This window comes from Pseudomonas sp. KU26590, assembly GCF_026153515.1.
GTDB lineage: Bacteria > Pseudomonadota > Gammaproteobacteria > Pseudomonadales > Pseudomonadaceae > Aquipseudomonas.
This window is the reverse complement of sequence record NZ_CP110644.1, coordinates 2641808-2667344: the sequence shown is the minus strand read 5'-3', so window position 1 is coordinate 2667344 and position 25537 is coordinate 2641808. Positions and strand designations below refer to the sequence as shown.

The 25537-nt window shown below is 62.8% G+C and carries 22 protein-coding genes; 18 read left to right on the top strand and 4 right to left on the bottom strand.

Annotated features, from left to right (window positions below; all coding sequences use genetic code 11):
• Positions 1-31 precede the first annotated feature (31 nt).
• On the bottom strand, positions 32-1513 hold the full coding sequence (gltX, locus tag OKW98_RS11735) for a glutamate--tRNA ligase (protein ID WP_265389306.1): 1482 nt from the start codon (positions 1511-1513) through the stop codon (positions 32-34).
• 257 nt (positions 1514-1770) lie between these two features.
• Between gltX and OKW98_RS11730 the strand changes: the two genes are divergently transcribed.
• Positions 1771-2826, top strand: coding sequence for an HlyD family secretion protein (locus tag OKW98_RS11730; protein ID WP_265389305.1), 1056 nt, complete (start codon positions 1771-1773; stop codon positions 2824-2826).
• 49 nt (positions 2827-2875) lie between these two features.
• Positions 2876-4366 carry an MDR family MFS transporter gene (locus OKW98_RS11725; protein WP_265389714.1) on the top strand — a complete coding sequence of 497 codons (1491 nt, stop codon included), beginning with the start codon at positions 2876-2878 and terminating at the stop codon, positions 4364-4366.
• Between the two features lie 244 nt (positions 4367-4610).
• On the opposite strand, the gene uvrB is transcribed toward OKW98_RS11725, so the two are convergent.
• A complete protein-coding gene (gene uvrB, locus OKW98_RS11720) occupies positions 4611-6626 on the bottom strand; it encodes an excinuclease ABC subunit UvrB (protein WP_265389304.1) in 2016 nt (671 codons plus the stop codon).
• A 329-nt stretch (positions 6627-6955) separates the two neighbouring features.
• Between uvrB and OKW98_RS11715 the strand changes: the two genes are divergently transcribed.
• Positions 6956-8152 (top strand): amino acid aminotransferase, encoded by a 1197-nt coding sequence (locus OKW98_RS11715; protein WP_265389303.1) that lies wholly within the window; start codon positions 6956-6958, stop codon positions 8150-8152.
• A 929-nt stretch (positions 8153-9081) separates the two neighbouring features.
• Here OKW98_RS11715 and OKW98_RS11710 read toward each other — a convergent pair.
• On the bottom strand, positions 9082-10044 hold the full coding sequence (locus OKW98_RS11710) for an isopenicillin N synthase family dioxygenase (RefSeq protein WP_265389302.1): 963 nt from the start codon (positions 10042-10044) through the stop codon (positions 9082-9084).
• Positions 10045-10374: 330 nt separating this feature from the next.
• On the opposite strand from OKW98_RS11710, the gene OKW98_RS11705 reads away from it, so the two are divergent.
• The 9 genes from OKW98_RS11705 to OKW98_RS11665 all read left to right on the top strand — a co-directional run bounded on the left by OKW98_RS11705 (position 10375) and on the right by OKW98_RS11665 (position 19005).
• Positions 10375-11751, top strand: a complete 1377-nt coding sequence (locus OKW98_RS11705) for an FAD-binding oxidoreductase (RefSeq protein ID WP_265389301.1) — start codon at positions 10375-10377, stop codon at positions 11749-11751.
• 104 nt (positions 11752-11855) lie between these two features.
• On the top strand, positions 11856-12707 hold the full coding sequence (locus OKW98_RS11700; protein WP_265389300.1) for a transporter substrate-binding domain-containing protein: 852 nt from the start codon (positions 11856-11858) through the stop codon (positions 12705-12707).
• 213 nt (positions 12708-12920) lie between these two features.
• The gene (locus OKW98_RS11695) at positions 12921-13580 is read left to right on the top strand and encodes an amino acid ABC transporter permease (RefSeq protein ID WP_265389299.1); all 660 of its coding nucleotides are present in this window, start codon (positions 12921-12923) and stop codon (positions 13578-13580) included.
• A complete protein-coding gene (locus OKW98_RS11690) occupies positions 13577-14248 on the top strand; it encodes an amino acid ABC transporter permease (protein WP_265389298.1) in 672 nt (223 codons plus the stop codon). Before OKW98_RS11695 ends, OKW98_RS11690 begins: the two co-directional genes overlap by 4 nt.
• Before the next feature lie 74 nt (positions 14249-14322).
• Positions 14323-15135, top strand: coding sequence for an amino acid ABC transporter ATP-binding protein (locus OKW98_RS11685; RefSeq protein WP_322114184.1), 813 nt, complete (start codon positions 14323-14325; stop codon positions 15133-15135).
• A gap of 53 nt (positions 15136-15188) precedes the next feature.
• A complete protein-coding gene (gene hutC, locus OKW98_RS11680; protein WP_265389297.1) occupies positions 15189-15926 on the top strand; it encodes a histidine utilization repressor in 738 nt (245 codons plus the stop codon).
• A 93-nt stretch (positions 15927-16019) separates the two neighbouring features.
• The gene (locus OKW98_RS11675) at positions 16020-16304 is read left to right on the top strand and encodes a hypothetical protein (RefSeq protein WP_265389296.1); all 285 of its coding nucleotides are present in this window, start codon (positions 16020-16022) and stop codon (positions 16302-16304) included.
• Positions 16305-16661: 357 nt separating this feature from the next.
• Entirely contained in the window at positions 16662-17987 is a 1326-nt protein-coding gene (locus OKW98_RS11670) for an MFS transporter (protein ID WP_265389712.1), read from the top strand.
• A 184-nt stretch (positions 17988-18171) separates the two neighbouring features.
• A complete protein-coding gene (locus tag OKW98_RS11665) occupies positions 18172-19005 on the top strand; it encodes an oxidoreductase (RefSeq protein WP_265389295.1) in 834 nt (277 codons plus the stop codon).
• Positions 19006-19201: 196 nt separating this feature from the next.
• Here the strand turns inward: OKW98_RS11665 and OKW98_RS11660 are convergent, their stop codons facing one another.
• On the bottom strand, positions 19202-19963 hold the full coding sequence (locus tag OKW98_RS11660) for a FadR/GntR family transcriptional regulator (protein ID WP_265389294.1): 762 nt from the start codon (positions 19961-19963) through the stop codon (positions 19202-19204).
• A gap of 247 nt (positions 19964-20210) precedes the next feature.
• Between OKW98_RS11660 and OKW98_RS11655 the strand changes: the two genes are divergently transcribed.
• From OKW98_RS11655 to OKW98_RS11630, 6 genes are all read left to right on the top strand, one after another.
• Positions 20211-20951, top strand: coding sequence for an SDR family oxidoreductase (locus OKW98_RS11655; protein ID WP_265389293.1), 741 nt, complete (start codon positions 20211-20213; stop codon positions 20949-20951).
• Positions 20952-21117: 166 nt separating this feature from the next.
• A complete protein-coding gene (locus OKW98_RS11650) occupies positions 21118-21963 on the top strand; it encodes a fumarylacetoacetate hydrolase family protein (protein WP_265389292.1) in 846 nt (281 codons plus the stop codon).
• A gap of 79 nt (positions 21964-22042) precedes the next feature.
• Entirely contained in the window at positions 22043-23320 is a 1278-nt protein-coding gene (locus OKW98_RS11645) for an L-fuconate dehydratase (protein WP_265389291.1), read from the top strand.
• 162 nt (positions 23321-23482) lie between these two features.
• The gene (locus OKW98_RS11640) at positions 23483-24376 is read left to right on the top strand and encodes an amidohydrolase family protein (protein ID WP_265389290.1); all 894 of its coding nucleotides are present in this window, start codon (positions 23483-23485) and stop codon (positions 24374-24376) included.
• Positions 24373-25149, top strand: coding sequence for an SDR family oxidoreductase (locus OKW98_RS11635; RefSeq protein WP_265389289.1), 777 nt, complete (start codon positions 24373-24375; stop codon positions 25147-25149). Before OKW98_RS11640 ends, OKW98_RS11635 begins: the two co-directional genes overlap by 4 nt.
• Before the next feature lie 10 nt (positions 25150-25159).
• The gene (locus OKW98_RS11630) at positions 25160-25522 is read left to right on the top strand and encodes an L-rhamnose mutarotase (RefSeq protein ID WP_265389288.1); all 363 of its coding nucleotides are present in this window, start codon (positions 25160-25162) and stop codon (positions 25520-25522) included.
• The last annotated feature ends 15 nt before the right edge of the window (positions 25523-25537 follow it).

Sequence of the window (25537 nt, the reverse complement as noted above, 5' to 3'; positions counted from 1 at the left end):
CTCAATGGCCCGGGCTGACTCAGGTAGCCAATCAGCCAATTGCGCCGAGCAGCTTTTCCCACTCTTTGTTCTCTTTCTTCGACACGCCGCCCAGCATGTCCAGCGCCTGGCGCAGACGGAAACGGGTCAGGTCGGGGCCCAGGATCTCCATCGCGTCGGTGACCGATACCGAGTTCGCCTGACCGGTAATGGCGGCGAACATCAGCGGCATGGCGTCACGCAGCTTAAGCTCCAGGTACTCGACCACCGCCTGAATGCAACCGGTGATCTTGTCCTTCTCCCACTGACGCAGGGATTCCAGCTTCCACAGAATCAGCTGAATGACCTGACGCACCTGCTCCGGCGACAGCTTCTTGTGCTCGAACAGCTTGGCGTCCGGCGTCACGCCACCGGCGAAGAAGAAACCGCCCAGCGGTGCGATCTGGCTGAAGGTCTCGACGCGGCCCTGCACGTGGGGCGCGATCTTCATCATGTAGTCGCTGTTGAACGCCCACTTCTGCACGCGGGTGGCGAATTCTTCCACCGGCAGTTCACGCAGCCATTGGCCGTTTAGCCACGAGAGTTTCTCGATGTCGAAAATCGGGCCGCCGAGGGACACGCGGGTCAGGTCGAAGTGCTCGACCATTTCGTCCAGCGAGAACTTCTCGCGCTCGTCGGGCATCGACCAGCCCATGCGTCCCAGGTAATTGAGCATCGCTTCCGGCATGAAGCCCATGCGCTCGTAGAACGTCACCGAGGTCGGGTTCTTGCGCTTGGACAGCTTGCTCTTGTCCGGGTTACGCAGCAGCGGCATGTAGCACAGCGCCGGTTTTTCCCAGCCGAAATATTCGTAGAGCAGGATCAGCTTGGGTGCCGACGGCAGCCATTCTTCGCCGCGCAGCACGTGGGTGATGCCCATCAGGTGGTCGTCGACGACGTTGGCCAGGAAGTAGGTCGGCAGGCCGTCGGTCTTCATCAGGACCTGCATGTCCATGCGGTCCCACGGGATTTCGACTTCGCCACGCAGGAGGTCCGGCACTACGCAGACGCCTTCGCTCGGCACCTTCATGCGGATCACATGGGGTTCGCCCGCGGCCAGGCGACGCTCGACTTCTTCTTTGGCGAGCAGCAGCGCGCGGCCGTCGTAGCGAGGGGTTTCGCCCCGGGCGGTCTGCTCGGCGCGCATCTGGTCGAGCTCTTCAGCGGTGCAGAAACACGGGAAGGCATGACCGGCGTCGACCAGTTCCTGCACGTACTTCTTGTAGATGTCGCCGCGCTCGCTCTGGCGATACGGGCCATGGGGACCGCCGACGTCGGGGCCTTCGCTCCACTCGATGCCGAGCCAGCGCAGGGCGTCGAAAATCTGTTGTTCGGACTCGCGGGTCGAGCGCAGTTGATCGGTGTCTTCAATGCGCAGGATGAATTCGCCGCCATGCTGCTTGGCGAAGCAATAGTTGAACAGCGCGATGTAGGCCGTGCCAACGTGGGGGTCGCCGGTGGGCGATGGCGCGATGCGGGTGCGAACGGTGGTCATGGAAAATCCCGGATAGGTCGAACAAGCCGCGAATGTTAACAGGCGCGGCCTGCGCGGCTCCAGCGCCGGCGCTTGATGGACCGCAGAATCGTGGTGATGGCAGGACAGGCGGCCCCGCCCTCGCCGCCCGGCACACGTACCGACGCGTGTTAAAACGAATAGCTCGCCATCAGTGGCGGTCATGATCGCGACGATGGCTAGGTGCCAGACCGCCAACCCTGATAAGTTTGCTTACATTCCAATAATTCAGAACGCCCATGCCCGCCCAACTCAAGCGCCGCCTGTTCATTTTCTTCGTGGTGGTCCTGCTGATCGCCCTCGCCTTCTTCGCCCAGTGGTACCTGAAAGGACGCTTTCACGAGTCCACCGACAACGCCTACGTGCAGGGTGAAATCACCCGGGTGTCCAGCCAGCTTGGCGCGCGGATCAACGAGGTGTTGGTGCAGGACAACCAGCACGTGGAAAAAGGCCAGTTGCTGGTGCGGCTTGAGCCGGATGATTTCCGCCTGGCCATCGACCGTGCCCAGGCGACCCTGGCCACCCGCGAGGCGGAGCGCCTGCAAGCCCAGAGCCGTCTGACCCAGCAGTCGAGCCTGATCGCCGCCAGCGATGCGCAGGTGCAAGCGAATCAGGCGACCCTTGGGCGCACGCAACTGGACCTGGCACGACTGCAAAAGCTGCGCACCCCGGGTTTCGTTTCGGAAGCCCAGGTCACCACCATGACCGCCGACAGCAACGTCGCCCGCTCCCAGGTCACCAAGGCCCAGGCCGACGCCCAGAGTCAGCGCCAGCAGGTCAACGCGCTGAACGCCGAGATCAAGCGCCTCGACGCGCAGATCGCCACCGCACGCGCCGACCTGGCCCAGGCGCAGATCAATGTGCAGCGAACCGAAATCCATTCGCCCCTCAGCGGGCTGGTCGGCCAGCGGGCGGCGCGCAATGGTCAGTTCGTTCAGGCCGGCGCTTATCTGCTGTCCATCGTCCCCGATGAAGACATTTGGGTGCAGGCCAATTTCAAGGAAACCCAGATCGAGCACATGGAGATCGGTCAGGTTGCCCAGTTGACGTTCGACAGCTTTCCCGGCACGCCCATCGACGGCCGCGTCGACAGCCTGTTTGCCGCCTCCGGTGCGCAGTTCAGCCTGCTGCCGCCGGACAACGCCACCGGCAACTTCACCAAGGTCGTGCAGCGCATCCCGGTCAAGCTCACCTTCGCACCGGACAACCCGCTGCACGGCAAGATTCGCCCGGGCATGTCGGTGACCGTTTCGGTCGATATCCGGCCAGCGAACGACCCGCAACGTGGCCGGTGACGAGCTGATCCGCCCGGTCGGCGAACCGACCCGGCGCGACTGGATTGCCGTGATGAGCGTCATGCTCGGCGCGTTCATGGCCGTGCTCGACATTCAGATCACCAACTCGTCGCTCAAGGACATTCAGGGCGCGCTGTCGGCGACGCTGGAAGAAGGCTCGTGGATTTCCACCTCGTATCTGGTGGCGGAAATCATCATGATTCCGCTGACGGCCTGGCTGGTGCAGTTGCTCTCGGCGCGGCGTCTGGCGGTTTGGGTGTCGGTGGGGTTTCTGCTGTCGTCCCTGCTCTGCTCCATGGCCTGGAGCCTGGAAAGCATGATCGTCTTCCGCGCCCTGCAGGGCTTCACCGGCGGCGCGCTGATCCCGCTGGCGTTCACCCTGACCTTGATCAAACTGCCGGAGCATCACCGGGCCAAGGGCATGGCGCTGTTTGCCATGACCGCCACCTTCGCCCCTTCCATCGGCCCGACCCTGGGCGGCTGGCTGACTGAGAATTTTGGCTGGGAATACATCTTTTACATCAACATCCCGCCGGGGTTGGTGATGATCGGCGGCCTGCTGTACGGCCTGGAGAAAAAGGCGCCGCACTGGGAATTGCTCAAGAGCACCGACTACGCCGGCATCGTCACCCTGGGTGTCGGGCTGGGCTGCTTGCAGGTGTTTCTTGAAGAGGGGCATCGCAAGGACTGGCTGGAATCGAACCTGATCGTCGGCCTGGGTAGTATTGCGCTGGTGAGCCTGATCAGCTTTGTGATCATTCAGCTGTCCAAGGCGAAACCGCTGATCAATCTGGGCATCCTCGGCAACCGCAATTTCGGGCTGTCGAGTATTTCCAGCGTCGGCATGGGGGTCGGCTTGTATGGCTCGATCTACTTGCTGCCGCTGTACCTGGCGCAGATTCAGGGCTACAACGCGCAGCAGATCGGCGAGGTGATCATGTGGATGGGCGTGCCTCAGCTGTTTCTGATTCCGCTGGTGCCGCAGCTGATGAAGATTATTTCGCCAAAGCTGCTGTGTACGCTGGGGTTTGGTTTGTTCGGGCTGGCGAGCTTTTCTTCCGGCGTGCTCAATCCGGACTTCGCCGGGCCGCAGTTCAATCAGATTCAGATCGTGCGGGCGCTGGGTCAGCCACTGATCATGGTGACCATTTCCCTGATCGCGACGGCATTCATTCAGCCCCAGGATGCAGGGTCGGCGTCGAGCCTGTTCAACATTCTGCGCAACCTGGGCGGCGCCATCGGCATTGCGCTGCTGGCGACGTTGCTGGATGCGCGGACCAAGACCTACTTCGACTATTTGCGCGAATCGATCTCCCCCGCCAACCCGCAAGTGGCCGAACGCATGGCAATGCTCACCGACCGGCTGGGCAGTGAAACGGCGGCGTTGGGCAAGCTCAGCGAGATCGCCCATCAACAGGCGGCGATCATGGCCTACAACGACGCGTTTCATTTTGTCGGCATTGCGCTGGGGGTCAGCATGCTGGCGGTGTTGCTGACGAAGAAGTTGCCGTCGGGGGTCAAGAGTGGCGCGGCACATTGATTAATCAGCGGTCTGGCACCGGTCTGTAGGAGCGCGCTTGCCCGCGAAAGCGTCAGGCCGCCCACCTCCTTGGTGATTTGAATCAATGCAATCTCCAAGGAGCCGGCTTGCTGGCGAATGCTGTGTGTCAGTCGCCGGGTGGGTGACGGCTAGAACGCGTTCGCCAGCAAGCCGGCTCCTACGGATTGAATGGCGCCGTGACGACAGTCTGCGCCATCACGACAGTCCGCGCGTTCTCGCGGCATCAAACCGCCAGCAACCGCTCGCGCAGCTTGCCGATCTCGTCGCGCATCTGTGCCGCGGCTTCGAACTCCAGGTCGCGGGCCAGTTGGTACATCTTCTCTTCCAGCTGACGGATGCGTTTGGTGATTTCGCTCGGCGAGCGCAGCTCGGCTTCGTACTTGGCGTTCTCCTCGGCGGCTTTGGCCATGCCCTTGCGCTTCTTGCTGCGCGAACCGGGCACGGTGGCGCCTTCCATGATGTCGGCGACGTCCTTGATCACGCTTCTCGGCGTGATGCCGTTGGCCAGGTTGAAGGCAATCTGCTTCTCGCGACGGCGATCGGTTTCGCCAATCGCGCGCTCCATGGAGCCGGTGATGCGGTCGGCGTACAGGATCGCCCGGCCGTTGAGGTTACGTGCGGCGCGGCCGATGGTCTGGATCAGCGAACGCTCGGAACGCAGGAAGCCTTCCTTGTCGGCATCGAGAATCGCCACAAGCGACACTTCCGGCATGTCCAGGCCTTCGCGCAGCAGGTTGATCCCCACCAGCACGTCGAAGGTGCCCAGACGCAGGTCGCGGATGATCTCGACGCGCTCGACGGTATCGATGTCCGAGTGCAGATAACGCACGCGCACGCCGTGGTCGGCCAGGTAATCGGTGAGGTCTTCGGACATGCGCTTGGTCAGCGTTGTCACCAGCACCCGTTCCTCGATCGCCACGCGCTTGTGGATCTCGGAGAGCAAGTCGTCGACCTGGGTCAGCGCCGGACGGATCTCGATCTGCGGATCGACCAGACCGGTCGGCCGTACCACCTGCTCGACGATGCGACCCGCGTGTTCGGCCTCGTAGTTACCCGGCGTCGCTGACACGAAAATGGTCTGCGGGCTGACGTTTTCCCACTCATCGAAACGCATCGGCCGGTTGTCCAGCGCCGATGGCAGCCGGAAACCGTACTCCACCAGTGTTTCTTTACGCGAACGGTCGCCCTTATACATGGCGCCGACCTGGGGCACGCTGACGTGGGATTCATCGATCACCAGCAAAGCGTCAGCGGGCAGGTAGTCGTAGAGCGTCGGCGGCGGCGCGCCGGACGGACGCCCGGACAGATAGCGCGAGTAGTTTTCGATGCCGTTGCAGTAACCCAGCTCGAGGATCATCTCCAGGTCGAAACGGGTGCGTTGCTCCAGACGTTGCGCTTCCACAAGCTTGTTGGCGCCGCGCAAGTATTCCAGGCGCTCCTGCAGCTCGACCTTGATGCCTTCCATCGCGTCCAGCAGCGTTTCGCGCGGGGTCACGTAGTGGCTCTTCGGGTAGAAGGTGAAGCGCGGCAGCTTGCGGATGACTTCGCCGGTCAGCGGATCGAAGGCAGAGAGGCTCTCGACTTCGTCGTCGAACAACTCGATGCGGATGGCTTCCAGGTCCGACTCCGCCGGGTAGACGTCAATCACGTCGCCGCGCACCCGGAAGGTCGCCCGGGCGAAATCCATGTCGTTGCGGGTGTATTGCAGGTCGGCCAGACGGCGCAGCAAGGCGCGCTGATCGAGCTTGTCGCCGCGATCCACGTGCAACACCATGCGCAGGTAGGTCTCCGGACTGCCCAGACCGTAGATGCAGGACACCGTGGTGACGATGATCGAGTCCTTGCGCTCCAGCAACGCTTTGGTCGCGGACAGGCGCATCTGCTCGATGTGGTCGTTGATCGACGCGTCCTTCTCGATGAAGGTGTCCGACGACGGCACATAGGCTTCGGGCTGATAGTAGTCGTAGTAGGAAACGAAGTACTCGACCGAGTTGTTCGGGAAGAACGCCTTGAACTCGCCGTACAGTTGGGCGGCCAGGGTTTTGTTCGGCGCCAGCACCAGGGTCGGGCGCTGCACCTGCTGAATGACGTTGGCGATGCTGAACGTCTTGCCCGAACCGGTGACACCGAGCAGGGTCTGGTGCGACAGCCCGGCGTCGATGCCTTCAACCAGCTGACGAATCGCTTCTGGTTGATCGCCGGCCGGCTCAAAACGGGTAACGAGCTGAAACTCGGACATAACGTACCTCTGGACGGGCTACTGCCAGATTCTGCAGCAACGCAATGAGCACGGACGACTGATCCCGCCAGGGAAAAGACGTACATAGAAGAAAGTGATGGGACTACAAGTGGAGTCGACCGCGCCACCTTTCAAGCCACCCTCCGCAGATTAGTCCGCGGCACGGGACTAACGGTCGAAAAATTTCGCGAAAAACCCGGAAAAACCGGTCCCGGCCTGTCGCCCACACTGGCGCGGGCCTTTATACTTGCTCCCCGTTTGTGCACCGCTCTAGTGCAATCGGCTGGAGCGACGCGATCCATTCACTCCCCACTCAGAGCCCCCGCACAATGAGCCTGTTCTCCGCTGTCGAAATGGCACCACGCGATCCTATCCTGGGCCTCAACGAAGCATTCAACGCCGATACCCGCACGACCAAGGTCAATCTGGGTGTGGGCGTCTACAGCAACGAAGAAGGGAAAATTCCGCTGCTGCGCGCCGTTGTCGAAGCGGAAGAAAACCGGGTGGCCCAACACCTGCCTCGCGGCTACCTGCCCATCGACGGCATCGCCGCCTATGACAAGGCCGTGCAAACCCTGCTGTTCGGCGCCGAGTCACCGCTGTTGGCCTCGGGCCGGGTGATGACGGTCCAGGCGGTCGGCGGCACGGGCGCGCTGAAAATCGGCGCTGACTTCCTCAAGCAGCTTTCCCCTGACGCTGTTGTGGCGATCAGCGACCCGAGCTGGGAAAACCACCGCGCGCTGTTCGAAACCGCCGGTTTCCCGGTGCAGAATTATCGCTATTACGACGCCGCCACCCATGACGTGAACCGCACGGGGATGCTGGAAGATTTGCAGAACCTGCCGTCCGGCTCGATCGTTGTGCTGCACGCCTGCTGCCACAACCCGACCGGCGTTGACCTGACCCTGGAAGACTGGAAGAAGGTGCTTGAGGTGCTGAAGGCCAAGGGGCACGTGCCATTCCTGGACATGGCGTATCAAGGCTTCGGTGATGGCATCGACGAGGACGCGGCGGCGGTGCGTCTTTTTGCCGACAGCGGTCTGACGTTCTTTGCTTCCAGCTCGTTTTCGAAGTCGTTTTCGCTGTACGGCGAGCGGGTCGGCGCTTTGTCGATCGTGACGGATTCGAAGGAGGAGACGGCGCGGGTGTTGTCGCAGGTGAAGCGTGTGATCCGCACGAACTATTCGAACCCGCCGACCCACGGCGCGTCGATTGTGGCGGCGGTGTTGAACAGCCCTGAGTTGCGTGCCAAGTGGGAAGAAGAGCTGGGTGAGATGCGCCTGCGGATTCGTGGGATGCGTGAGGAGATGACGCAGCGTCTGGCGAATAATGCGGCGGAGCAGGATTTCAGTTTCGTCGCGCGGCAGCGGGGGATGTTTTCGTATTCGGGTCTGACGACGGCGCAGGTTCATCGGTTGCGCAATGAGTTCGGGATTTATGCGTTGGATACCGGGCGGATTTGTGTGGCGGCTTTGAACCAGGGGAATATCGGGGCTGTTACCGAGGCGATTCTCGCCGTTATCTAAAAAGCAGCGCTGGCGCTTGGAAGATCAAGATCTGGATCAAGATCTGGATAACAAGCGTCTGCCTAAGGGCAGACCGTTTCGCCTTCGGCGAGTTACTTGGAAAAGCACCCCAAGTAACCAAGGGTGCTTGCTCTTGGTTTGGCCCGACTTCGTCGGGTTCCCTCACTCCGACGACGCTCCGTGGGCCCGCGCCGAACGGACATCCATGTCCTAGCGGCGCTCTCGCCGCATCCATGCGGCTCGGCCCACTCCGCGTCGTCTGCGTTCGGCCTGCACCAAAGTCGCGTTTGGTGTCGTCTGGACTTTTTGTGATTGAAGATCAAAAGCGCGTTTAAGCAGATCGAAGGCTTCCCGGCTGAAGCCGGTCCTACAGGTGCGCTCGGTATCTGATCCTTTGATCGTTCCCACGCTCCGCGTGGGAATGCATCCTGTGACGCTCCGCGTCACATATCTGGATTGATGCACATCTTGCAGGACGCAGAGCGTCCGAAGCGGCATTACCACGCGGAGCGTGGGAACGATCGGTGAACGCAATGCATGCGCTGCTTTGAGTGGGACCGGCTTCAGCCGGGAAGCTTTTGCTTTTGCTCGCCTTTGCTTTTGATCTTCATACGCAACAGGTTCAAACACCGCAGAACGCGACTTGGGTGCAGGCCGAACGCAGACGACGCGCAGTGGGCCGAGCGGCATGGATGCCGCGAGAGCGCCGTCAGGACATGGATGTCCGTTCGGCGCGGGCCCACGGAGCGTCGTCGGAGTGAGGGTATTCCGACGAAGGAGGAACCCAACCAGGAGCACGGCCTTTTTGGTTACTTTTTCGGCTGTTGGAAAAAGTGACCCGCCGTAAGGGCGGAACCATAACAACAGCACACCGAGATAATGGATACGCGTAAATCTCTGCGCGTTTATCCGCTTTTCGGAGCCTGCGACTACGCCTTCTTCCGATACGCCATCGAATCATCAATCCGCTTAAGTATGTAATCCCCCGCCGCCACCGCCGGATAAAGGCTCGCAGCAGCATCAATCCCCAAATCGCAGGGATCAACAACCGCCCCATAGGTCGGGTCATAAAACGTCGCGATCGAATACCGCTCATGCCCTGACTGATTGATCACCCGATGCAACGTCGACCGGAACCGATCGTTCGACCAACGCGCCAGCAAATCCCCCACGTTCACCACCAAAGTGCCCTCGATTGGCGTCGCATCGACCCACGCCCCGCTGCCCAACTCACGCACCTGCAGACCGCCGCTGTTGTCCTGATGCAACAACGTAATGCACCCATAATCCGTATGCGGCGCCACGCCGAACTGATCGGTTTCAGCCCGCGGTGGATGGGGCGGGTAATAGACCATCTGCGTGCGCTGCAAACGCTTGCCGTATTTCGGCGCAAAAAAATCGGGCTCGATACCCAGTCCCACGGCCACCGCCTTCAACAGATCAGCGCCCGCCTTGCCGATCTCCTCGTAATACGCGTCCAGCGCCAGCCGCAACGCCGGCATGAAATCCGGCCACTGATTCGGACCGCGCAAAGCCTCCCCCGCCAGTACGCTCGGGTCATCCTCCGGCAGCTCGAGGCCGATGCTGAAAAACTCCTTAAAATCCGGCTTGGTCGCCTCATACATCAGCGCCCCGCCCAACGCATGCCAGCCGCGATGACGTTTGTTCACCGCGACCTGGCGCTTCACCTCCGGCGCTAAAGCGAAGAAGGCTTTCGCTGCCGACATGGCGCTGTCGATCACCTGGCGGGGCACGCCGTGGTTGATGATGTAGAAGAAGCCGCTCTCGCTGCAGGCGCTACGGATGGCTTCGCCGGCGCGGCGGATCGCGGCATCGTCGCCTTCGCGGACCCCGGCCATGTCGATGATCGGGAGGTTGGCGGTGACGGTCATGGCAGGCTCCGGGTGCAGGAAATGGACTGGGCGGTATAGACCGGATCAAGCATTTACTGTGCCGCGCCGCCCACCACGTTATTCGTAGGACACCGGGCGATCACTATGTGGGACCGGCTTTAGCCGGGAATGCGCCAGCGCGTGCAACCTGGATTCTGTGGTGTGACAGACGACGCTTTCCCGGCTAAAGCCAGTCCTACAGCGAAGCCGTTAGCGCCCTCAGCCTAATGGCGTCGATCAACTGGCCTGCATCTTGCGTCAGCTGTCTATACAGCCTCCCCCGCTGTCAGGCACGCCCCACCCCTGACGCGGATTGATCGAGTGGATTCCATGAGCGACCTGCAACAGACCATCAGACATTTGCGCGAGGCCTTGGGCGACCCTCAGGTGCTGACCGGCGAGGCCATTAGCCCGCGTCATTACAGCGACTGGACCCGCCATGCCCCCGCCTGCCCGGCCGCATTGCTCTTGCCGACCAGCACCGAACAGGTTTCCCTCGCCCTGCGCATCTGCAACGCGGCGGGGCAAAGCGTGGTGCCCCAGGGCGGCATGACCGGGCTGGCGGGCGGCGCCGTTCCGCGCACCACCGATATCGCGTTGTCGCTGGATCGCCTGCGCGGCATCGAGGAGATCGACACAGCCGCCGCCACCGTCAGCGTGGGTGCGGGGACGACGCTGGAGGAGATCCAGCACGCCGTGGCCGACGCCGGTTTTTTGTTTCCGCTGGACCTGGGCGCCCGGGGCTCGTGTCAGATCGGGGGCAACATTGCTACCAACGCGGGTGGCAATGCGGTGATTCGTTACGGGATGACCCGCGACCTGGTGCTCGGTCTGGAGGTGGTGTTGGCGGACGGGCGTGTGCTCGACCTGATGAACAAGATGATCAAGAACAACTGCGGTTATGACCTAAAACAGTGCTTCATCGGCAGCGAAGGCACCCTTGGGGTGATTACCCGTGCGGTTCTGAAAATGGCGCCGCTGCCCGGCCCCACCACCACGCTGCTCTGCGCCCTGCCCGATTACCAGAGCGCCGTCGCGCTGCTGCGGCGCATTCAGTCGAGCGTCGGCACGCCCCAGGCCTATGAATTGATGTGGCAGGATTTCTTGCGCCTTGGCGTGTCGTGGCTGGAGAAGCCCGTCGCGCCGATCCCCGATCATCATCCGCTGTACGTGCTGCTGGAATCGTCCGCCCCCGGCGATGCGCTGGAGCAGACCCTTGAAGCCGCAATCGAGGCCGGTGAAGTGGTCGACGCCATTCTCGCCACCTCCCAGACCCAGGCCCGCGGGCTGTGGAAAATACGCGAGGCCACCGGCGAGTTTCCCCAGCGCATGGCGCCCCTGAACTTCGACATCAGCCTGCCCATCGGCCGCATCGGTGAGTTCGCCGAGCGCTGCCGTGAACGCATCGACGCGCGCTGGCCGGGTAACCGAAGCGTGTATTTCGGCCACATCGGTGACAGCAACCTGCACCTGACCGTGGACTGCCATTCGCTGCCGCAGCCCGCGCCGGTGCTGGAAATCGAAGAGCTGGTCTACAGCGCCGTCGGCGAGTTGGGCGGCGCGGTGTCAGCTGAACATGGCATCGGCCTGCTCAAGCGCGAGTTTCTCCATCACTCGGTCAGCGCGCAAGCGTTGCAGGTGATGGCCGAACTCAAGCGCAGTTTCGACCCCAACGGCATTCTCAATCCGGGCAAAATCCTCGGCTGATAACCACCTGCCGGTTGTATATACCGGTATGGCACGCTAACTGCAGCTCACCACCATCCCGCAGCCTTCGACGCCACACGCCCCATCCACCCAGGAGCCATCCCATGCCACTCGACTCTGTGTTCCGCAGGACGTTTAAACGCTTGAGCATCGCTGCCACGCTGACGCTGTTGCCATTGGCGGTGCTGCCACTGTCGGCACAGGCCGATCAACTGGCTGATGTGAAAAAGGCCGGTGAGCTGGTGGTCGGCACCGAGATGCAGTTCGCGCCGTTCGACTTTCTCGAAGCGGGCAAGCAGAAAGGCTTGAACGCTGAGTTGTTCGAGGCGCTGGGTCAGGAGCTGGGGGTCAAGATCAAGTTCCTCGACCTGCCGTGGCCGAGCGTGCTGCCGGGTCTTGAAGCGAAGAAATTCGACGTGGTGGCCGGCCCGATCATCGTGACCAAGGCGCGCAAGGAGCGTTACCACTTCGTCTCGCCGATTGCCGAAGCGACCGTGGCCCTGCTCGCGGGCGCCAAGGACGACAGCATCAGCAAGCCTGAAGACATCGCCGGCAAAACCGTCGGTGCCGGCAAGGGCTCGGCGCAGCTGGAAGAGTTGAAAGCCTTCGCCGCGACCCTGCCGCAGAAGGTCACCATTCGTGAATACGTCGACAACAATCAGGCCTACGCTGATCTGGCCGCCAAGCGCATCGTCGCCGTGGCCAATTCGCTGCCGAACATCTCCTTCGTCGCCGCGCAGAAAAGCAATCTGTACAAAGTGGTGCAGCCGCCGTTCGGCAAGAAATCCTATTTCGCCTACCTGGGCCGCAAGGACGCCGATGCCGACAGCCTGATCGCCGCACTGGATGCTGCCCTGACCAAGATGCACGACGACGGCCGCCTGGCCGCGCTGCAGAAGAAATGGCTGGGCGCGGAAATGGACGTGCCGAAGGGTGATTTCGAGCCGACGTGGTGATAAGGAGCTAAGTCAACTGCATCGTCCCGAAACGATGCACGACCTGTAGGAGTGACCGGGGTGGCGCTCCACCCTGCCCGCGAATGCGGTGTGTCAGTAATGGATAAGTTGGCTGACACACCGCAATTCGCGGGCAAGCGCGCTCCTACAGGATTTGCGTCAGGTATAGGTCCTTCTACAAGATTTGCGTCAGGCATACGCTGGAGAAACGCCGTGGTCGATTGGCCCTTGCTGCAGCAAAACGCGCCGTTACTGCTAGGCGCCCTGTGGGTGACGTTGCAGGTGTCGATCGCCGCGCTGGTGTTCGGCTTTGTCATCGGCATCGTCGTCGGCAGCCTGCGCCTGTCGCCGATCCCTTTTCTGCGCCGCCTGGGTGGCGCCTACATTTTCGTGTTCCGCGGCATTCCGCTGCTGGTGCAACTGCTGTTCATCTATTACTTCCTGCCCCGGGTCGGCCTGCCCAATGTCTCGCCCACGGTGGCGGCGATCATCGGCCTGTCCCTGGCCGCCGGCGCGTACATCGCCGAGATCATGCGCGGCGGTTTTCTTGCGATTCCCGGGGGCCAGCTGGAGGCCGCCGGCCTGTTGGGCATGAGCGACGCGCAGATGCTCATGCGCATCCGCGTGCCCCAGGCCGTGCGCCTGACGCTGCCGGCGCTGGTCAATGAAATGATCCTGCTGATCAAGGCCTCGTCGCTGGTCTCGGTGGTGGGGCTGGCCGACCTCACCCGCACGGCGCAGAACCTCGCCGCCAGCGATTACATGTTCGTCCAGGACTACCTGATGCTCGCCGGCTTCTACTGCCTGATCAACGTGCCGCTGGCGTACGCCGCGAGCCTGCTGGAACGACGGCTGAAGGAGCGCACGGCATGACCTTCGACCCGAGCATTTTCACCGACCACCTGGACGACATCGGTTCGGGGTTTCTGGTCACCCTCGGCACCTGGAGCAGCGGCGTCGTGCTAGGCCTGGCCTTGGGCATGCTGATCGCCGTCGCCCAGGTGTTCGGCAACAACCTCGTGCGCGTGCCGCTGCGGGTGTTCCTCGAGCTGATCCGCAGCACGCCGTTTCTGGTGCAGCTGTTTCTGGTGTATTACGGCGGGCCGTCGTTCGGCATCAGCCTTGACCCGATCCCCGCCGGCATTCTCGGCCTCGGGGTCTACGGCGGCGTATACTTCGCTGAAATCTTTCGCACCGGCTTCCAGTCGGTCGCCCGGGGCCAGCTGGAAGCCGCCGATTGCCTGGGCATCACTCGCCTGCAAAGCATCTGGCGCATCCAGTTGCCGCAGATGCTGGTGATGATTCTGCCGGCGCTGGTGAACATGGTCACCGTGCTGTGCAAGGAAACCGCCGTGCTGTCGATCATCACCATTCCCGAGCTGACGATGGTCCTCACCGGCATCGGTTCGGAGACCTTCGCCTTCGTCGAAACCCTGCTGATGCTGTGCATCGGCTACCTGATTCTGGTGGAGCTGTGCTCGCGACTGGGCATGCTCCTGGAAACCCGCGTCGGCCGTTTCATGAGCAGGCAACCCCGATGAACAGCCTTCTGATCCCCGGCGGCAACGTGCCCGCCCCTACCGGCGAAACGACCCGCGAATCCCTGGATGAACCTATGAAAACCAACGGCGAGCAGTCGTCCGTGCTGACCCTGAGCCAGGTGGGCAAAAGCTTCGGCCACCTGCGCGTGCTCAAGGGCATCGACGTGCAGGTGCAGCGCTCGGAAGTGGTGTGCCTGATCGGCCCGTCCGGCTCGGGCAAGAGCACATTGCTGCGCAGCATGGCGTTTCTGGAGGAGTACGACGAAGGCGAGATCCGCATCGAAGGCCAGTTGCTTGGCTGGCAGGACACCGACAAGGGCCGTCGCCGCGCGCCGCAATCGCAGATCAACCAGGTGCGGCGCAACGTCGGCATGGTCTTTCAGCAGTTCAACCTGTGGCCGCACATGACCGCCCTCGGCAATGTCTGCGAAGCCTTGCGGCGGGTGCGCAAGCTCTCGGCCGACGAAGCGAAGAAGCGCGGTATGGCGATGCTCGACAAGGTCGGTCTGGCGCACAAGGCCGAGGCGTATCCCGCGCAATTGTCCGGTGGCCAGCAGCAGCGGGTGGCGATTGCCCGGGCGCTGGCGATGGAGCCGCACATCATGCTGTTCGACGAGCCGACCTCGGCCCTCGACCCGGAACTGGTGGGCGAAGTGCTGCAGGTGATGAAGACCCTGGCGAAGGAAGGCATGACCATGGTGGTGGTCACCCACGAGATGGGCTTTGCCGCCCAGGTCGCCGATTCGGTGATTTTTCTCGATCAGGGCGAAATCGTCGCACGCGGTACGCCCCGGCAGATCTTTCACAACGCCGAGCAACCCCGGCTGCAGCAGTTCTTGCAGAACTACCTGGACCGCAACGCGTTCTGGCAGGACGCCAAGCCGTGATGCGCTTTTTTTAGGGCCGTCAACGCACGCCTGTTCTGAAAGGGAGAGAGACGATGGACAAACCGGCACCCCAGGCCCTGTATCGGCGGGCGAAATCCTTCGTTCACGGCAAGCTGTCGTCGGGGGAATGGCAGCCCGGCGACCTGATTCCGTCGGAGAACCGTCTGGTGGTCGAGCTGGGCATGTCGCGGATGACCGTCAACCGGGCGTTGCGCGAGCTGACCGAAGAAGGCCGCCTGCTGCGGGTGTCCGGGGTCGGCACCTTCGTTGCCGCCAGCAAGCCGCAATCCAACCTGCTGCGCATCACCAACATCGCCGACGAAATCCTCGCCCGCGGTCATCGCTACCGCTGCCAGGTGCTGCACCTGGCACGGGAATCGGCGTCGATGCCCATCGCCTCGGCCCTCTCGCTGGCCACCGGCGCGTCGGTGTTTCACCTGTTGTGCGTGCATTACGAGGACGATGTGGCCGTGCAGCTGGAAGACCGTTACGTCAACCCCCACGCCGCCCCGGACTTTCTGCAGCAGCCCTTCGGCGACGCGTTGCAGTCGGCGCGGTATCTGCTGCGGATCATCCAGCCCGATGAAATGGAGCACATCGTCGAGGCCAGCCACCCGAGCGCCGAGGAGCTCAAGCATTTGCAGATCGAACCGGGCGAGCCGTGTCTGGTGCTGATGCGCCGCACCTGGAACAGCGGCAACGTGGTGACCTACGTGCGGTTGGTGCACCCGTCGTCGCGTTATCGCCTGGGCAGTCGCATGCCGGTGACAGGCGCCTATCGGGACAGCTGATCAATGCCGGTCAGCACATTGATCGAACCCTTGCGCGCGGTTGCCCTCGATATCTGTAAGTCCTGTGAACGGGACATGACAGAAGAGGTGCGTATGGCTACCCAGAACAACGATCAAACCGTCAACCGCAACGACCCGGCGATCAGCCCGGCCACGCAACCGGAAGCCCCGGAAAGCAGCGTGGCGCAGGAGGACACGGTCAAACCACTGGGCGAGTCGAAAGACGGCGCTCAGGGTCAGGCGAAGGCCGGGGTCGATACGGGGGATAACAGCTTTACTCCGGACTTCGAGCCTGAAGAGCATGAGTCGCCGGACACCACCAAAGAAGAACTGCAGACGGGTGAGCTGGACAAGGACATTGATACCGCTGGGGGTTGAGGTCGGTCGCTGAATGCTTGCCTTGCCCCCTCCGTAGCAGCCGGCTTGCTGGCGAACGGGTCGGGGCAGTTGTGAAACGGGCGTCTGACACACAGCATTCGCCAGCAAGCCGGCTCCTACAGTTGGATGCCGGCGCTGCCATACCTGCAGCTGCGCGGCCGTATGCCGTCGCGATCCGTCCTGCTTCGCGCATCTTTAATTGCGTAGCACCCTAACAAAACGGCACCATCACGCTTTCGTCTGCGCTTGCAGACCTGCCTGAAGTTCATCCCCGGAGCGTTGTCGATAATGGTCCAGCCCGTCACTCAGGATGCCCCGCGCGTCGGTAACAAACTCACACCCCGCGAGTTTCGCGGCATGGCGGCGATTCTGATGTCCATCGCCCTCGCCACCCTCGACACCGCCATCGCCAACACTGCCCTCCCCGCCATCGCGGCTGATTTACACGCCTCGCCGGCAGCGTCGGTATGGATCATCAACGCCTACCAGCTCGCCGCCGTCGCCACGCTGTTGCCGTTCGCGGCACTGGGCGGTGTGCTCGGGCACCGCAAGGTCTATCTGGGCGGGCTGATTCTGTTCGTGGTGTCGTCGGCCTTGTGTGCGCTGTCCTGGTCATTGCCCACGCTGACCATCGCCCGGGTCCTCCAGGGCATCGGTGCCAGCGCGATCATGAGCGTCAACGCCGCGCTGATCGGTTCGATCTTCCCCCACGAACGGCTCGGCCGCGGACTGGGCATGAACGCGCTGGTGGTCGGCACGTCGTTTTCCATCGGCCCGACCGTGGCCTCGCTGGTGCTGTCGGTGGCGAGCTGGCCGTGGCTGTTCGCGATCAACCTGCCCATCGGCCTGTTCGCCTTGGTGTTTGCCTGGAATTCACTGCCCGCGACCCGTCTCGGCACCTTAACCTTCGACCGCATGACCGCCGTGCTCAACGTCATCACCTTCGGCGCGCTGATCTTTGCCCTGAGTCAGGCGGCACAGCTGGGTTCCATGACCAGCGTGCTGATCGCCCTGGCGGTTTTTCTGGTGGGCGGCGCGCTGATGCTCAAGCGGGAGGCCGGGCACCCTGCGCCAATGTTCCCGCTGGATCTGCTCAAGCGGCCGATGTTTGCGCTGTCGGCGCTGACGGCGTTCTGTTCGTTCGCCACCCAGGGCCTGGCATTTGTCTCGTTGCCGTTCTTTTTTGAGAGCACCCTGGGCCGCGACCCGGTGCAGACCGGGTTTCTGATGACGCCGTGGTCGGTGGTGGTGGCGATGATTGCGCCATTTGCCGGGCGCATGTCGGACCGTTATCCGCCGGGGCTGCTGGGCGGGATCGGCCTGGCCATCCTCTGTGTCGGCATGATTTCCCTGGCGAGCATGCCGGCGGACGCCAGCGTGATCTCCATCATCGGGCGGATGATGCTATGCGGGATCGGCTTCGGGTTCTTCCAGGCGCCGAATCAGAAAGCGCTGATGACCAGCGCGCCGAAGGAACGCTCCAGCGGCGCCAGCGGCACGATTGCGACGGCACGCCTGATCGGTCAGGCCACGGGCGCGGCGTTGGTGGCCTTGAGTTTCGGGATTTCCAATACTCACGGCCCGGTGTTGGCCTTAAGCATCGGCGCAGGCTTTGCGGCGGTGGGCAGTCTGGCAAGCGGGTTGCGGCTGGTGACCAAGAACACGGCCAATCCGCGGGTGTGAGATGCAGGTCATCTGCACCTTGCAAGCTCACTCCTACAGGATGACCAGCAGTCTTCCCGTGGCAGCGCCAAGCCAGGGCAGGATCAGGCAATCATCGCGTAGGACTGGGTCATCGGTTTGAGGCGCAGGGTTCCTACCATGGGGGCCTACGATCAACGGCTTAGGGCCGGAGAGGAAACGCACAATGAGCACATCAAAAACCCTGTTCATCACCGGTGTCAGCAGCGGCTTCGGTCAGGCCTTGGCGCAACAGGCGCTGGCGGCGGGTCATACCGTGATCGGCACCCTGCGCAATGAAGACGCCGTTCAGGCATTCGAAGCCCAGGCACCCGGTCGCGCCCACGGCGTGCTGCTGGACGTCACCGACTTCGACGCCATCGACCGCGTGGTCGCCGAGGCCGACACCGCGTTCGGGCCCATCGACGTGTTGGTCAACAACGCCGGTTATGGTCACGAAGGTATTCTGGAAGAGTCGCCGCTGGATGACTTGCGTCGGCAGTTCGATGTCAACGTGTTCGGCGCAGTGGCGATCATCAAGGCCTTCGTGCCGCTGTTCCGTCAGCGTCGCCGCGGGCACATCCTCAACGTCACCTCCATGGGCGGCTTCATCACGATGCCGGGGATTTCCTACTACCACGGCAGCAAGTTCGCCCTGGAAGGCATTTCCGAATCTTTGAGCAAGGAGTTAAAGCCGTTCAATGTGTTTGTCACCGCCGTGGCGCCGGGTTCGTTCCGTACCGATTGGGCCGGGCGCTCGATGCAGCGTACCGCGCGGCAGATTGCCGACTACGACGCCAGCTTCGACCCGATCCGCAAGGCCCGCGAAGAACGCAGCGGCAAACAGCCGGGTGATCCGGTGAAGGCGGCAGATGCGATGCTCAAGCTGATTGATAGTCCCAGCCCGCCGGCGCATCTGTTGCTGGGCAGCGACGCGTTGAAGCTGGTGCGGGAAAAGCTGGCGCAGCTGGAAGCCGAGTTTGCGGAATGGGAAGAGGTGTCGCGCTCGACGGATGGGTGAGTGAGGACCCATTCAGCCGTCTGCGCTGACACGCTGATATTCAGCTGCCACCGCAACACGTGTAGGAGCGCGCTTGCCCGCGAAGGCGTCGGCATGGACGACAGAGATGCGTCGGACGCACCGGCCTCTTCGCGGGCAAGCGCGCTCCTACAGGTGCTGCGATAGCGGGGAAGTCTGCGGTGCCCCCTTCTGAACGCTACACCCCGCCGCGGCTGAAGATGCGGATCACTTCATCCAGATGCCCGGCCATCGCCTGCCTCGCGGCGCCTGCATCGCGGTGTTGCAGGGCGTCGAGGATCAGGCGGTGTTCGTGTTCGGAGCGGAACGGCATGTCGTCGGAGGTGTAGTGGGCCTGTAAGCGCTGGAACATGCTGCCGTACTGATGGCCGAGCAGGTGCTTGATCATCAGTGCATAGGCCGGATTGCCAGAGGCCTGGGCGATGCGGATGTGGAACAGGCGATCGCCGGGGTGGGTGTGGGAATGCTCGCGGTTGTCGCGGGCGTTACGTTCGAAGGCCTCGCGAATCGCTTCCAGCTCTTCATCGCTGGCGTTCTGCGCCGCCAGCGCCGCTGCTTCCGGTTCGATCAGCCGACGCGCCTGAAGCAGGGCAAACGGCGGGATCTCGGCGCTGAAATCCACCTCGATGCCCAGCTCCGGGTCGACGTCCTTCCACTGATCGCGGGTGACCTGGGTCATTACCGGTTCATCGGACAGCTTCTGCCCCGGCGGCTCACAGACCAGCACGCCATTGCCCACCCGCACATCCACCAGCCCGATCACCTCAAGGGCAATCATCGCCTCGCGCACCGACGCCCTGCTCACCCCCAGCATCTTGGCCAATTCACGTTCCGCCGGCAGGCGGCTGCCCGGTGGAAATTCACCGCTGTCGATCAGCGCGCGTAGCTGATCGGCGATCTGGCGATAAAGTCTCTGGTTATCAATTACTTGGATTGGCATCGGGAATCGGCTCGAAAATTTACAGCGCACTGGATCGAAAAATGGCCTTGTTGCGGCCCATGACAAGTGCTAAAAACAGGACCAATGGCCTGACCATTGGAGCGCTGCAGTGAGCCGAGCATAGCAAACCCCAACGAGGTTCGCGTGCGTCGTCTTTGCCTGAATGCGGCCTCAGTGGCCCGGTCAGCAGACCTGAAGCGCTCGATAGCCAGACAGGTCGTCTCAACAATAAAAACAAGGGATCAACATGGACCTCACCGGTAAGCGAGTGCTCATCACGGCCGCCGCCCAGGGCATCGGGCAAGCCAGCGTCGAGGCCTACCTGAAGGCTGGCGCAGAAGTCTTCGCAATCGACATCAACGGCGCAGCGCTGGATCACTTCCAGGGCGTCCACAAGCGTGTGCTCGACGTCACCGATCACGCCGCGATTCAACAGCTGGCCGCCGAAGTGGGCGCGCTGGACGTGTTGTTCAACTGCGCGGGTGTGGTGCACAGCGGCAACATCCTCGAATGCTCCGAGGACGACTGGCGCTTCGCCTTCGACCTCAACGTCACCGCGATGTACAAGATGATCCGCGCGTTTTTGCCGGCGATGCTGGCCAACGGCGGCGGCTCGATCATCAACATGTCGTCGGTCGCCTCGGCCATCAAGGGCGTGCCCAACCGCTTCGCCTACTGCGCAAGCAAGGCCGCCGTGATCGGCATCACCCGGTCGGTCGCTGCCGATTTCGTCGGGCAGAACATCCGCTGCAACTGCATTTGCCCCGGTACCGTGGAATCCCCTTCCCTGCGTCAGCGCGTGGCCGATCAAGCGGCGCGCGAGGGCCGTGAGGAGGCCGAGGTGTACGCGGCGTTCGAAGCGCGCCAGCCCATGGGACGCCTGGGCACGCCCGAGGAAATCGCCCAACTGGCGCTGTACCTCGGCTCGTCGGCCAGCGGCTTTACCACGGGCACCGCGCAAATCATCGACGGCGGCTGGAGTAACTGAGCCTGGCTGCTGATCACACTTAACGGCAGGAGTGAGCTGGGTCCGTTTTGCATCCGGACGATAACGAGGTGTCAGTCGACCGATGAGCACCCGTACCATCGGATCGCGAGCAAGCTCACTCCTACAGCATCAACGAATCTGATCACTCACGTTTAGAGGACACCCCATGAAATTGCTGCGTTACGGCGAACCCGGTCAAGAACGCCCTGGCCTGCTGGACAGCGACGGCCGCATTCGCGATCTGACCGATCTCATCGGTGACCTGTCGGGCACCGCGCTGAGCCCGGAAAGCATCGCGCACTTGCAGTCCCAGGACATCAACAGCCTGCCGCTGGTTGAGGGCAATCCGCGCCTCGGCCCGTGCGTGGGCAAGATCGGCAAGTTCATCTGCATCGGCCTGAACTACGCCGACCACGCCGCTGAAACCGGCGCCGACATTCCGAAAGAGCCGATTATTTTCAACAAGTGGACCAGCGCCATCGTCGGCCCCAACGACAACGTGGAGATCCCGCGCAACTCGAAGAAGACCGACTGGGAAGTCGAGCTGGGCGTGGTGATCGGCAAGGGCGGTCGTTACATCGACGAGGCCGATGCGCTGGAACACGTGGCGGGTTATTGCGTGATCAACGACGTGTCCGAGCGTGAATTCCAGATCGAGCGCGGCGGCACCTGGGACAAGGGCAAGGGCTGCGACACCTTCGGCCCGATCGGTCCGTGGCTGGTGACCCGCGATGAAATCGCCGACCCGCACCAGCTCAACCTGTGGCTGGAAGTCGACGGCAAGCGCTACCAGAACGGCAACACCCGCACGATGATTTTCCAGATCCCCAAGCTGGTGAGCTACCTGAGCCAGTTCATGAGCCTGCAGCCGGGCGACGTGATTTCCACCGGCACACCGCCGGGCGTGGGCCTGGGCATCAAGCCGGAACCGGTGTTCCTGCGCGCCGGCCAGACCATGCGTCTGGGCATTGAAGGGTTGGGTGAACAGCAGCAGCTGACTGTCGACGCATGACGCGCTGACCGATTGAAAGGCCCGTAACGCTCGTTGCGGGCCCTGGCTTACGCCCATAAAAATGCCAAAGGGACCCGCCATGACCACCATCACCGCCTTGCGCGTTGAAGACATTCGTTTCCCCACCTCGCAATTCCTCGACGGCTCCGACGCGATGAACCCGGACCCCGATTACTCGGCGGCCTACGTCATTCTCGAAACCGATCACCCCACCCTGCAAGGCCACGGCCTGACGTTCACCATCGGGCGCGGCAACGAGATCTGTTGTGCCGCGATCAAGGCGCTGGCGGGCGTGATGGTCGGCTTGAAGCTGGAGTGGATCGCCGAAGACATGGGCCGCTTCTGGCGCCACGTCACCAGCGACAGCCAGTTGCGCTGGATCGGCCCGGACAAGGGCGCCATTCATCTGGCGACCGGCGCCGTGGTCAATGCCACGTGGGACCTGTGGGCCAAGTCCGAAGGCAAGCCAGTGTGGCAACTGGTGGCGGAAATGACCCCGGAGCAGCTGGTGCGCTGCATCGATTTTCGCTACATCACCGACTGCCTCACCCCGGACGAAGCCCTGACGCTGTTGACCGAGCGCGCCGAGGGCAAGGCGCAACGGCTGCAAACGCTGCTGGCCGACGGTTACCCCTGCTACACCACCTCGGCGGGCTGGCTGGGATACCCGGACGACAAGCTGCGCCGGCTGTGTCAGGAGGCGGTCGACGGCGGCTTTTCCCACATCAAACTGAAAGTCGGCCGCGACCTGCGGGACGACATCCGCCGGGTGCGCATCGCCCGGGAAGTGCTGGGTCCGGATCGCCATCTGATGATCGACGCCAATCAGGTCTGGGAGGTCAAAGAGGCCATCGACTGGGTCCGCGAGCTGGCCTTCGCCAAACCCTGGTTCATCGAAGAACCGACCAGCCCCGACGACGTCGAGGGCCATCGCACGATTCGTCTCGGCGTCCACCCGGTGAAGGTGGCGACCGGCGAAATGTGCCAGAACCGCATCGTCTTCAAGCAACTGATCATGCGCGGGGCCATCGACGTGGTGCAGATCGACGCCTGCCGCCTTGGCGGGGTCAACGAGGTGCTGGCGGTGATGCTGATGGCCGCCAAATATCACCTGCCGGTCTGCCCCCATGCCGGCGGCGTAGGGCTGTGCGAGTACGTGCAGCACCTGTCGATGATCGACTATCTGTGCATCGCCGGCACCCATGAAGGTCGGGTGGTGGAGTATGTCGATCACCTGCATGAGCACTTCGAGGACCCTTGTGTGATTCGCGATGCGGCGTATTTGCCGCCGGCCGCGCCGGGGTTCTCGATTCAGATGAAAGCCGCTTCGCGGGCGCGGTACGCATACAAGGGCTGAGCACACTGCCGGACCCTTGTAGGAGCGCGCTTGCCCGCGAATGCGTGTGTTCAGACGCTGCTGAGTCGCCTGAAACATCGGGTTCGCCAGCAAGCCGGCTCCTACAAATGCGCGCGCCGCAGAGATTGCGCGAGGCTATGAAACGGACGGAGTACAACAACAATGTCGTCCCGACACTCAAGCGTACCGGCACCGCCCTTGCGGGTGGATGCCCATCAACATTTCTGGACCTACGACGCCAGAGATTACCCCTGGATTGACCAGCGCCATGCTGCGTTGCAACGGGACTTTCTGCCGCAGGATTTGAAACCTCTGCTCGATCAGCACGGCATCGACGGCTGCATTGCGGTGCAGGCACGGCACAGTGTCGGCGAGACGGACGCACTGCTGACCCACGCCGCCAATCACCCGTGGATCTTCGGCGTGGTCGGCTGGGCGGACCTGCGCGCGGATGACCTGGACGCGCAACTCGCACGCTGGGGCGACTCTCATAAAGGCGCGCAAAAACTGGTCGGCCTCCGTCACCTGGTCCAGGACGAGCCGGCGCCGGCGCTGTTCCTTCAGGACGCCGCGTTCGCCCGTGGCCTACAGCTGTTGCAACGCAAGGGGCTGACTTACGACGTGCTGGTAAAAGACGCCGACCTGCACGCTGCCACTGACTTCTGCCAACGCCACGATCAGCATCACCTGATCCTCGATCACCTCGGCAAACCGGACCTGTCCCGGGAAGACCCCATCGCCTGGGCCGATCGGCTCGCCCCGCTGGCCGCCCTGCCCCATGTCGCCTGCAAACTCTCCGGGCTGATTACCGAAGCCGACTGGCAGCGCTGGCGACCGGTGGAACTGCTGCCGTATTTCTACCTGGCGCTGGAGTTGTTCGGTCCGCAGCGACTGATGTTCGGTTCCGACTGGCCAGTCTGTCAGCTCGCCGGCCGTTACAGCGACGTCCACCAGTTATTCGAAACCGCCATCAGCACCCTCTCCGTCGATGAGCAAAACGCGCTGCGCGGCGGCACCGCCATTCGCCTTTATGGCCTGCAAGGAAACTGCCCATGAACCTGCACCTGCAAGACAAAGTGATCATCGTCACCGGCGGCGGCTCGGGGATTGGCGCGGCCATCTCGCTGGGGCTGGCCGAAGAAGGCGCGATCCCGGTGATCTTCGCCAACCAGCCGCTGCCACCCGAATTGGCCGCCGAGCTGGACAGACGCCAGCCACAGACCCTGTTCGTGCAGGTCGAGCTGCGTGACGAGGCGGCTTGCGCGGCGGCGGTGAGCCAGGTGCTGGAGCGTTTCGGGCGCCTCGACGGACTGGTCAACAACGCCGGGGTCAATGACAACGTCGGGCTGGAGGCGGGTCGCAGCGCGTTCATCGAGTCGCTGGAGAAGAACCTCATTCACTACTACGTCATGGCGCATTTGTGCGTCGATGCGCTAAAGGCCAGCAAGGGCGCCATCGTCAACATCGGCTCGAAGACCGCCCTCACCGGCCAGGGCGGCACCAGCGGTTACACCGCGTCGAAAGGCGCGCAACTGTCGCTGACCCGGGAATGGGCCGCGTCGTTGCTGAGCGATGGCGTGAGGGTGAACGCGGTGATCCCGGCCGAGGTCATGACGCCGCTGTACGAGCGCTGGATTTCCAGCTTCGACGACCCTGAGGCGAAGCTGGCGAAGATCGTCGAAAAAATCCCCCTCGGCCAGCGCATGACCACGCCGACCGAGATCGCCGACAGCGTGCTGTTTCTGCTGTCCCCGCGAGCGTCCCACACCACCGGACAGTGGCTGGTGGTGGACGGCGGCTATACGCATCTCGACCGGGCACTGACGTGAGCGCGCTGACATGAATACGGGGACGGTTGCGCAGCGGTTTTGTCTGGCCCTGGACTTGGCCGATGACGAGGCGTTGATTGCCGAGTATGAGCAACTGCATCGGCGCATATGGCCGGAAATCGCTGAGCACTTGCGCGGTCAGGGCGTGCTGGATATGCAGATCTGGCGACTGGGCACGCGACTGTTCATGGTCATGGACACGGCGCCGGGTTTCAGCGCCGACGCGATGGATAAGGCGTCGGCGGCCCATCCCAAGGTGCAGGAATGGGAGGCGTTGATGTGGCGGTTTCAGAAGCCGACGCCGTGGACCGAGCCGGGGAATAAATGGCAGCCGATGGCGCAGATTTTCAGCCTGTCGGATCAGCCGCCTTAAGCACTTCAATGGTAG